The following is a 10,872-nucleotide window of genomic DNA, read 5'->3' on the forward strand; positions in this document are numbered from 1 at the left end:
GTCTTCGTGTATTTCACTGTCTGCTTGCTGCTGGTGTTTGGACACATCTTCAGCAAGCAGACGTTCTAACTAACCGGCTTTGTGAAGTACTGAGATTAGGGCGTAGGGGGGATTCTCCGATGGGTTTATATGTCAATAAGCTCTCCGGTGAGAGCTTGGTGTAGTATCAACCGTGAACGTCGTGGTGCATTGCCCTACATTCAAAATACCAAATTCAATTTATTCCCTTGAGTCTCTTGCAAGGTACATAGCGCGAATACGGCACGACTGAGTGCCGATCTGCGAGAGATATGATCAGTCAGTACATACGACAGACTCATCAGCTGAGCCGAAAAAGCCAGTTTCCGAGCCCCTAAGCAATCTCTGAGTACTCTGTCCACCGGTCACCACCATTGGAGAAGGTCTGGTGAAGTTCCTCGATTTTCTCAGTTGCTTCCCCAACAATATCCTCTGGAGATTGATTCGTGTCTACCTCCCAGCCGATACGGAATTACTTGAATCGTCCTTCACCGCCTTCATTCTCAATTAGCGCCCTGATCTCTTCAGGATTTGTATGTCAACAGAAAATCCCGCTTGGAACTTCTCTCTCCAAAGTCGAAAATACACTCAAATATAATAATGAAATAAAGAAATATATTTTGAACTGGCAAATGAGAAAATATCATTAGGCTAAGCATGGTAGTAAGTGACATGGGAAGAGACAAATCAATATATGTGCCCGAAGACAAATCGGTGGATGAAGGCACATTTGCGTTAGTGATCCAACGGAACGGACAGTATTTATTTAAGTTTCAAAAGGCTGTTCCGTGGGGGAAAGTTGAATGGGTGAATATGAAAAAATTTGATCATGAAGATGTGCCCAATGACCTACACCTTCGGTCAGCCAAAATTAAACAGAAGGTCAACAATGATGGTCTTGAAGCAGTGGTATTGTATGCAGATATGATCCACGCAGGTATGGATAAAAATGAAATGAGAGCAAACGGTGCAGAACATGCAGAAAGTGATGGCGGAGTCACTGATTCCAAGTCTATAAGCAGTAGTTCCGGCTATAGGCTCAGCTTCTCTGATGGGATGGAGATACCAAATGACGGAGTTGTTCATGCATCGCAACGAGAAAACATGGGACGGGCAGTTGACTATTTAATTGAAGAATATCAAATAACGTCACAAATTGACTTGCCATATTCTGGTGGGATTGGGCGAGCGACGTTAAATACTGAGCCAAAGAAATCAAATGGTTCTGAAATGGCTCATCCTTATGAATTGTCTGATGGTAACTATCTCCGAACAACCATGGGTCGTACCGAAAAGAAAAGGTTTTTGAAGCGGTTGGCAGAGGAGGTTGGCCTTGAAGTATCAGTCAGTGGCGAGTGGTTAGAAGACTAAATTATCAGTAGAGAGAGTCAGATAACCTGCGACGTTCATCCTCTGTATGCAGCACGGAACTTCTGACAACCATCGGGGAGTTCAATAGCTTCTCGTGATTTACTCATCGATCGCCGTCCGCTGCGCGAGCGCATTCTCGATCGAGAGGGCGTGACTTGCCGCAAGTCGGTCAGCGAGGATCTTCGCGTAACACGCAGGTTCGGCTGGATGGTGAGCCGATCGTAGTGGTATTCGACGAGCGCCTCAATCACGAGCAAATCCTCCTGCGTAGTTCGATCGCACATCACCGACGCTGGCCGCGGTTTCAGATAAAAAGGTACGTATAATTAGAACGTATCTATATAGATATCAATACTCATCATTCAATAACCGACCAGCTATCTTAGCCTAGTGTCTTGATAATATTGCGGAGGGTCGCTGGACCGTTCCTGACAAGAGCGCGTGGAAACTGCTTTCGGGGCTCTCGTAGGGCTTCCTCAAGTACCGCGCCGCTGTTCTCCATTACTCCTTCTCCGTGTCCAACGAGTATTCGATCTGGATCAAGATCTGACAACTGATGCGGTGATCGAAGACGACGTAGTAGTTGTAATCCTAAGACCTCTTGACCCACCAAGAAGGACCCAATTGTTCCCAACGAATCGGGGATAAAAAGCGTCTCACTGGTTTCCTGATAGAGGAACACCTCGTCCCAAAACGAATAGGGTCGACTAGGGATTGCACATAAGTCAGAGCAAGGAAATTCAGCGTACCTTTTGATCGGAGCGTTGACGCGCTGCTGTACACGCCCCATCCATTCGGGAAGATACACGCTACTTCCATATTTTTCAGCAAAAAGATCTGCATCGCGGGAGTGCCAGCATGAGAGGACAGCAACTCCAGCAACCTTTCCCAGATCAGATATCAATTGATCAATATTTGGTGCATTTAGTGGATCGAAAATCCAGACCCCATCAGCTGTCCGGATGGCATGGCTGACACGCTCTGCTTTTTCTTCCGGATGAGCCATCCAACTCATTCCTGTCTCCCACTCGTTGATTATCCGAACTCCCTCTGACTCTCCCCGCTCGAACATTTCTATCGGACTCTTCTCCGTGCACTTTTGTATAATCTCTCCCCTTTCGTGAGCAATAGTTGACAATACGATTTCTTTATCCAGTCTCGATATTGTGTCTGAGTCAACCGAATCGTTACGTAGAGATACGAACTGATCGAAACAGCCCCATGATACAACCGACTACAACTGGGTACACTATGTCGGTGCTCCTCAAAGACCACGACTCTGAACTCAACCTTCGTCCGGGAACCACGAAGTCAGACATCGTGGCGTACTTATACCAAAATCCCAAGTGAAGATACTCCCCGCAGGACCTCAAGGGAGTCCTCGACATCCCCCGAGGGACCGCCACAACCACACTCAAACGTCTCTACGACGACGGCTACATCGGGAAAACGGACGACGGCTACTACTACGCTCTGAGCGAACGGGAAGACATCCGACGGTACGTCTCTAGTCACAACCAAGTAGATCGGATGGCTCCTTCCGTGCCTGAGGTCGCAAAAATCCCACCATGGAATTTCAGGCCGACCGATTCGAACCTAAGGTTTCAAACAGGACCAGAATCAACAGCGTGAGTAAGATGGATGAACCGGCTGTTTTCGGGCATGTTGTTGACGAACTGGATTCCCGCGGCTACCAACCGCTTGTCCATGTGCCCGGCGCACACGAGAAGACGTATGCGGATGTGCTTGATCGGTGTGAATCCCATCAGATCACGATCGGTGGTCGGTATCCGGATGTGCTTGGGTTCACGAATGCGGACCGCGTGTTCGCGGTCGAAGTGAAGGGCTCGAGCGGATTACTCCGCGGAATCGGACAAGCACTCACATACCAGCAGGGTGCGCACGTATCATACCTTGCAGCTGCTGAGGACGTCGTTACACAGCACACTGACTTACTTCGGTCGAAAGGAGTGGGTGTAATCGGAGCTGCTGAGAGCGGTGTGACACGCTGGTCGAGCCCACCGACCTCTGAATCACACGAACAGGTCGTCGATATTGAGGGGCAGCTCTCCGTTCGGCTTCGTCAGAGTGATATTAGCGGCGATATTGCGAGCCTATCGCTTGCCCAGCCACTGAACTATCTCGCACCAGTTGTCGCAGTTGAGAAACACGGCCCGTTGACTGGCGACGAACTCGTAGATGTACTCGCAGACGAGTACGGGTTTGGCGCTGGGAAAAGCGCACGTCAGAGTGCGCTGTCGCTGGGACTCCTCCAACGCGACGACCGGTATACACTCACTGACCAGGGTGAACTCGCAGCAACGGTGCTTCGCGGATCTGGGATTTCGACGTTACAGGAACTCGACGAAGTGAAAAGTGAGGTTGGTCGCTCTACGGTTGTCGAGAAACATCAGCCGCTTGCAATCTTGCTGCAGAACTGTTATGAGCGCCATCCCGAGTTCCGATTGTTACTGGATGCGCTTCGAAAAGAGGGGCCGACGATTCATTTCCCAGACCTGCTTCGTCGGTTGTTGCATGAGTACCCGAACGTCTTCTTGAACACGTTCTGTACGCGGGCAGGCCGGACGCGAGCACGCGAATTAATCGAGGCGGGCCAAATGTCCCGCATCTACGAGGAGGAAGCGGTCTGGAAGGATATCATTCGAACCAACGTGTTGTTCAATTTCGTCCAGCAGCTCAAACACATCGGAGTGCTCGCCGCGGAAACACGGAGTCACAGCGGAAAAATCAGTGACTATGATCCCGATTCGAAACCGTGGCTGCTTCGGAAGACACGGTGAGGGTGGTATACTATAGCAACAACTGAAACGATTTACACATACATCTCACAGCAGTCGTGCGATGCGGTGTGCATTGACTTTCAGTGGCTACTATAGGGTCGACCTTGATTGCGATCCAAGAGAAGTGACTAAGAGCCGATTCATAGTGGAATGACTTAGCGACCTAATCAAACTCTGACTGGTTTCAGTAGTCTGTTCGTGACTGTTTGAGTGATAGGGTTTCTGACGGATCGTCTAATTCGGTGGTGCCCCTTACTGAGAGTCTTCGCCCTTTCATTCCCCTCTTGACAGATAGACTAAGGGAAGTCAAATCCTCTTTCTACAGTCGAAACAAGGAATTCTGTATCTGTTAGGAGTGTTGGCATCATAACGATTGATTCGGGTGTTGGCGACTCATCGGTTCCGAACGACCGGTGTGTATCAGGTACGCTCTTGTGGGGGAGATTGTTGATACAGCTTCCCGTCGGCGGCTTGGGTCAATACCTGTCTGCCAGAGCCACTGTGATGCAAGTTCGAGATCTTTTGCACTCGCCGCGGAATCGTAAGATAGCTCCACATCAATAATGTGCTACGCAAGAGTGAACTGAAGAATTTTATCTATCGTTTCCTCTGATAATGTCTTCTTCACATATCAATGAAACCTATTCGAAATAATCTGAAGAAGAACCAATAATTCTGTCTTCCCACCAGGGTGACCAGACCATTTCGTCAAACAAGTCTTCCGAACTACTGCTCTGCTTACGATACATCGGATAGAAAAATATGGGGCGCTTGAGCCCGATCTCTTCCCAAGCTCTTCTTTCTCTTCTGATTCTTTTGGTTGATATCTCTCCTAAACTAGCTTCGTTGTAGGCTTCAGCGATAACCTCTGGTGAAACTGAACGGTCCTGTATCAATCGTTCGTGCATCATATATCCGTATTCGAGGTATGCATCATCAATGAGAGTCTCTAATACAGTCCCCTCGCTAGGGTGGGGTTCATCAAGTTGTGATGGTGATGGACTCACCTTGGTATCCCACTCCACCCGATTAGGGTATCCGACACCTGAATCATCACTAATCGGGTCCTCACCCTCATCATCTGTAAAACTCAATGGCTCATCTACTGTTCCCGGTGGATACTCTAGTATGAACTCGTTGGGGATTGAATCCTGAACACCGGTTTTCCAATGTATACCGTCCTTACTGGCATCAAATTGATCCGCAGCACCTGCTTGTCCAAGCGCTACTCCGATCCGGAGTGGCTTGTCATCATTCGCATGGTCTATTGCTTGTACGGTTAGAGCAACTGTGTCCTGGAAGGCTTTTCGTAGTTTTATACGTTCACTCCTCCCGTCAGGACTGGCCGCCTGGCCGAGGTCTTCTGGCTCTAGATACCGCCAGAGAAGACTCATATCGAAATATGCGTTCCTGACACGCTCCCTGATACGCGCTCGTGCGTTACACCGAGCCTGAGGTGAGCCTAATTGTCGTTCACCAGTTAGAAACTCGCGATCAGCTTTTGAGAGAATTCCACGGGGTCGGTTTTCGGAGTGTTCCAAGACCATGATAGACCATGAGGGTCCTATAAATATAGAATTAATCCAAAACAGATGAAAAATCCGTTTATACAAATTTTCTACTCTTAATCAGGGCCCCTCAGACAGGATATGAACGTGATGGAGGTAGTTGACGAAGTCTGGACGTGATATGAAAGCCCCCCACTTCTCAGCCTGGGCAACAATCGGGACCGAACTCCCTGCGGCTGAGATCCACCGTGCGAGCGCACCTGACCAACAAAATGGTCGGAACAAACGGTGCGATATAACGGAGTGCACATCGGAACATCTGCTTGGGCAGCAGAGACCCCGAATCCGTCCCCACGGAGCCAGCTTAACGCGAACGTGTGGGAGATATTCAGAAACCAGATAGTCGATCGACCTGTTCTCAGGGAATTTCGGCTTTGGGGTAGATTCCCGCTATGCTGGTGGAATGGGGATAGAGATACCCAGACCCCTGCCACGCATTGAGCTACATAGAGCGTGGCCCTCACTCTGACGCCTGACTTGATTTTCCTTTGTCACCACTCGCTAGCTTTCGATTCACTGAGAAAATCATGGAAAACCAATCATCCAGAACAGACACAGTTGTACAGACCGGCAAACTCAGTCCGAGCAATGACAAACCTGAATACACCATCGATGAGATGGCAGCCTTCTATTGCGGTCGGATTCGACAGCGGCAGGAGCAACGATCGACCAGAGAGGCTGCTTCAATTTCTCTTTCGCGAACGCGAGAGCTTCGTCGGTATTTGGTTCGGAACAAGCTGTGAGCGATTATGGATATTCAATACTCACCCATACCACGATGGCCAGTTCTGAAACGCGAGACTCCCACATCTGAGTTTGCGGTTATTGTATTGGAGGGATACGATGACTGACAAAAACTACAGTCGTCGCTCTTACTTACAGGGTTTCGGTGGTATCTTCCTCGCGGGTGCACCTAAGCTTACGGTCAACACCCAGAGTACCGTCCATAACGATATTTCTGCATCCAATCTTCTAATACCTGAGTCAGCAGCATCAGGTGACTTCGAGCCTGTTACCGGGACTAACAGCATACCGATAATGTCTCATCTACGAACCAGAAATTCCTGGTTCGAAGGGGCGGAAACTGCAGCGCAAGGCTACTGGAAAGGACCAGACGAAGAAAATCCGCACTGGGTGTTATCGTCCCTTGCGGTCGTTTGTGACCAAACACTGTGTCGTCATGCTATCGAAGAAGCCACGACACGTTGTTATTCCGAGTACGTACAGGAATACGACGCCGAAACACCTGTAACCGTGGAGTTTGAGCAATCAAGAACCCACTATACAGGATGGACTGACTGGCAAATGGATATGTTGAGTATCGATCCATTCAGCGACGACCCATCGAGTTCCTCAGAACGACTGTTCACAGATGTGATGAGACTTCAGTACCACGGAAACGTCCTCTTGGGAACAGTCGTGTTTGGTCCTGATGCAGTTGGTCGAGATGTAAGCTCCATGCTCATCAAGTATTCACGGTTCCAACACTCTCAGCTCTACCCCCACCAAAGTTGAAATGAATGATAATCGATCAACACCGGAGCCCCAGATAACGATAACGAGTGTATCGTCCGAACGACAACCAGACTGTGATTCACACAATGACTCAAAACAATAATTCAGGCCATGGAATCGACGATTTGCCAGACAACCCGGAAGACCAGATTAACACAATTAGACAGGCGTACCAAGACAAAACGCCGTGGATAGCAAAGGGTTCTATCCGAGGCGGTGGTGAGTTCGTTCAGAGTGGCTTTTCGGCAACTCACTTTCCCTTGGAGTTGATTCAGAATGCAGATGACGAGAACGCTGATGAAATCCTCTTCGAATTTGATAGTGCTCGTGGACAACTACGGGTGTTCGACGATGGAGAGGGATTCGACAAAAATGGCGTTGTTGCTGTCTCACAGCAGGGACAATCTCGAAAGGAAAGTGACGAAGAGATTGGCTTCATGGGTATCGGATTCAAGTCTCTGTTTGAGGTCTGCGACTGCGTCGAAGTACACTCTAATGACTACCACTTCGCTTTTGAGTTAGCCAACGATGACGGGGGCGATGACACTGTTCCTGGCTTTTTGCTCCCCAAGTGGATCGGTTCTGATTCTGTCCACGGTCCCCGGTTCACAGATGACGAGTTTGGTAGAGAATTCAATACCGCCATTGTCGGCCACTTATCGGCCGACAAAGAAGACATCTTGCCGGCTTTTGAATCCAGCAATCTCTCGCCGTCTGTATTCTTATTCTTGAACTCTCTAGAGCGAGTGCGAATCCGCAGTGACGGCGCCGTTGAACGGACACTTCGTGGCCAGTGGCGGGCCGCTACGGCACACCCCAACATCGATATCAATGATTCGAATGATTGTTACATCGAAGCTCTGGAAGAAGCGGATGACGTCTCCCTTCCTGAGAATATCGCGGACCCAGTTCGGGTGCAAGAGATCCACGACGGCGACGAACAACAGACCTACATCATGTTCCGCAACGAGTGGGAACCAGACACTGTCGCACGGCCCCAATTTCGTGAGGATCTGACTCGGAGCGAACTCTTCGTTGCAATCCAGTATGATGGAGACGGCCTGTGTGAGTCCGACGGGTCGATCCGACTCAGTCCGGTGCACAGCTACCTTCCACTGAGCACATTCAATGACTTGGATATTGACTTCGTCGTACATGCTGACTTTGACCTCACGTTGAATCGGGAAGATATCCAGCGCGGGAGTCCGTGGAACGACGAAGTGGTCAAGCATCTCCGAAAGCAAGTCCTCCAACCGGTCGCTACCGCAGTCGCGAATCACGATCAATGGCACACCGATCTGGAAGTGGTCGTCCCAAAAACACGTGATGGCGAAGGGATCATCCACGAAGATTTACTTGGTGAGTATATCCGTGAACTAAAAGAGAAAGCGTTGTTCCAGCCTGTTGGCGAAGAGTCACCGGGGTACGTGCCGGTTTCAAATGCGACTGCAGTTACCGACAGTGTGATAGATGTGTTCGACCTCCAGACGGTTCGAGAGATACAATCTGGTTGGCCAGTGATTGAGTTTCAGAAAGAGGCACTTGACCGATTGAGTTCTAGGAGAATAGAAAGCGCTGAAGTCCACAACGTATTAGGAAACCTTCCAAGTGAACAATTGGAAGACCGTCACATAGATTGGTTTCGGATGGCCTTCGAGGAGGTGGCTGCGGTCGCTTATAAAGGTGAGGACAATATCGGTGTGACCGATGATTGGGACTTGGAGGGAATACAAAAGGTATTCAAAAATGAAATTGTCCCGACCGAAGATGATGGGCTCAAACCCGTGTTGAAGGGGTTCAGGAGCGACTGGGACGATGAGGAGATCAGGACACCCCCGCCTAGGGGATACGGATCTCTCGCGGACGAAGCCGCGGGGCTGACATCATTCAGTCTTGTTTCTGGTGAACTCTTCAAAGACGAGGGCGGAACGTTCGTTCGAAACTTCTTCGATGCGCTGGGGGCCGAAGAACTGTCCACGGCAGAATTGTTGGCGAGCGTCCCAGAAGAAGGCCTGGCGGGTGTCAATGAGCGGGATATTCTGAAGGCGTATGCAGACAACGATGCTGTTAGTGAGGCAACTACTCAGTGGTTGCGTACCGTAGGTATAGATTCGCCTGTGCAGAGTGTACTGGTTCAGGAGATTCAATCGGAGGACTCGACTGGAAAGCCAGAGGACATAGATGAACCACTTCAGAAAGTAGTGTCAAGTAATTGGTGGAGATTGTCACAGGAAGGGAAACGTGAGTCACTCCGTTACATTCTGGCAGTCGAAGACAGGAGTGCTGCCGAGTTCGAAGAGATAAATCGCTTGCCGACTGCGAGCGGTCAATGGGAAGATCCAGGAAGACTGGTTTTCCCCAGCCAGTATGAGCCAAAGTATGACTACGAGATGGTACACGCTGAGTTTCCGAAGGTGTTCCAGAAACATACGAGGGGTTTCGTGGATCCGGAATTGATCGATGGAGATCCGACCGAGTGGCGTGAATTACTCCGTGATATTGGGGTTTGTAACACAGACGGGAACGAGAACCAGAATAATATTGTTTCCACGCTATCGGGGTATGTCGGTCAGGCGTATGCTTGCAACTGGCTAGAAGAGCAAGGGAGGACGATCGAACAGAGGGATGAGTATGGAGAAAGTACTGGCAAAGACATTGTAGACAGCGACGGGAATTACTACGAGGTCAAATCAACCGTAAACTCGAGCACCGGCGAAATCGATATCGAAGGGCAGCAATTCGCCGAACTAGAACGATCACGAACAACTACCTACACATTCTATGTGGTTGCAGTGACAAATTCACTAGACGAACCGGTTATTAGGGACTGTTCCACTGCCGAGGAAATCATGCGTGCCAAAGGTAGTGTAGCATACAATCCATCGAATACACCTGACTTCGATGGATTCTAACCCCCTAGATCGTCTGGGTGAATCATATGTATCTAAATTCGCTTCGGAACACATGGAGATTTCACTCCTCCCACTCAATAGAGTGTTGACATATATCCTGATTCTTGGAATCGAAGTCCCGAAAATGCTACTCAATCTCGTCTAAACCGACTCAAAATTCCATCAATTCGAAAAAAAAGCTCACTTATGTTTGTTTGTCTGGGTATGATAAGAAGAAAATCCGAAACTCGATTCCTGAAAAAGATGTCAGAGATGTCTTCCCACGGTGATTTCGCTCACACTGGGAATTGGCCCGGTAAGTAGATCTGCCTACTGAACGCTACGGTGTCTATTCGTGTTGATGACAGTAGCCGAGTGAACAGTACAGCAAATACTGGAAGATGTTGAGTACACCCGTTTGCTGCATTCTCTGCTCGTCAACGAGTAGCCAACTCACACCTCACGATCGGACAACCGCTCGGACAACCGGTCCAGTTTCTCCTGAACAGATTCACGGCGTTCTCGTGTTGCGTCCGGTCGGTACTCCATCGACACGACCGCATTATCCTCGAGCGTCACCGACAGCACGCCACCGTCCGTTCGAGCGGGCTCCGGGAGTCGCTCAGCAGGGACATCCACTTGCTCGATCACCTGCTCGTCCTCTTCCAGCAAAATGACGGCGATCTCGCCGTCCTCGATTCGGTCAAC

The 10,872-nt window shown here is 49.6% G+C and carries 7 protein-coding genes; 4 read left to right on the plus strand and 3 right to left on the minus strand.

The window, feature by feature from the left end:
• The first annotated feature begins 690 nt into the window (after nt 1–690).
• Complete coding sequence (locus BW940_RS21330; RefSeq protein ID WP_159440202.1) at nt 691–1,389, plus strand: hypothetical protein; 699 nt, start codon at nt 691–693, stop codon at nt 1,387–1,389.
• 382 nt (nt 1,390–1,771) lie between these two features.
• Here BW940_RS21330 and BW940_RS21335 read toward each other — a convergent pair whose 3' ends face one another.
• Complete coding sequence (locus BW940_RS21335; RefSeq protein WP_076610945.1) at nt 1,772–2,461, minus strand: hypothetical protein; 690 nt, start codon at nt 2,459–2,461, stop codon at nt 1,772–1,774.
• Between the two features lie 565 nt (nt 2,462–3,026).
• Between BW940_RS21335 and BW940_RS20125 the strand changes: the two genes are divergently transcribed.
• Nucleotides 3,027–4,190, plus strand: a complete 1,164-nt coding sequence (locus BW940_RS20125) for a hypothetical protein (RefSeq protein ID WP_076610946.1) — start codon at nt 3,027–3,029, stop codon at nt 4,188–4,190.
• A 641-nt stretch (nt 4,191–4,831) separates the two neighbouring features.
• On the opposite strand, the gene BW940_RS20130 is transcribed toward BW940_RS20125, so the two are convergent.
• Nucleotides 4,832–5,584 carry a hypothetical protein gene (locus tag BW940_RS20130; RefSeq protein ID WP_076610947.1) on the minus strand — a complete coding sequence of 251 codons (753 nt, stop codon included), beginning with the start codon at nt 5,582–5,584 and terminating at the stop codon, nt 4,832–4,834.
• Nucleotides 5,585–6,601: 1,017 nt separating this feature from the next.
• Between BW940_RS20130 and BW940_RS21340 the strand changes: the two genes are divergently transcribed.
• Nucleotides 6,602–7,273 carry a hypothetical protein gene (locus BW940_RS21340; RefSeq protein ID WP_143823974.1) on the plus strand — a complete coding sequence of 224 codons (672 nt, stop codon included), beginning with the start codon at nt 6,602–6,604 and terminating at the stop codon, nt 7,271–7,273.
• A gap of 86 nt (nt 7,274–7,359) precedes the next feature.
• Complete coding sequence (locus BW940_RS20135) at nt 7,360–10,185, plus strand: sacsin N-terminal ATP-binding-like domain-containing protein (RefSeq protein ID WP_143823975.1); 2,826 nt, start codon at nt 7,360–7,362, stop codon at nt 10,183–10,185.
• Nucleotides 10,186–10,617: 432 nt separating this feature from the next.
• Here BW940_RS20135 and BW940_RS20140 read toward each other — a convergent pair.
• Nucleotides 10,618–10,872: DUF3006 domain-containing protein (locus tag BW940_RS20140; protein WP_076610949.1), on the minus strand; the 255-nt coding region annotated here is incomplete at its 5' end.

This window comes from Natronorubrum thiooxidans (genome assembly GCF_900156475.1).
Lineage (GTDB): Archaea > Halobacteriota > Halobacteria > Halobacteriales > Natrialbaceae > Natronorubrum > Natronorubrum thiooxidans.

Bases quoted from the DNA above. Each gene is read 5' to 3' on its own strand.
- BW940_RS20135 (WP_143823975.1), top strand. From the start codon at position 7,360: ATGACTCAAAACAATAATTCAGGCCATGGAATCGACGATTTGCCAGAC.
- BW940_RS21330 (WP_159440202.1), top strand. From the start codon at position 691: ATGGGAAGAGACAAATCAATATATGTGCCCGAAGACAAATCGGTGGAT.
- BW940_RS21335 (WP_076610945.1), bottom strand. From the start codon at position 2,461: ATGTTCGAGCGGGGAGAGTCAGAGGGAGTTCGGATAATCAACGAGTGG.
- BW940_RS20130 (WP_076610947.1), bottom strand. From the start codon at position 5,584: ATGAGTCTTCTCTGGCGGTATCTAGAGCCAGAAGACCTCGGCCAGGCG.
- BW940_RS21340 (WP_143823974.1), top strand. From the start codon at position 6,602: ATGACTGACAAAAACTACAGTCGTCGCTCTTACTTACAGGGTTTCGGT.
- BW940_RS20125 (WP_076610946.1), top strand. From the start codon at position 3,027: ATGGATGAACCGGCTGTTTTCGGGCATGTTGTTGACGAACTGGATTCC.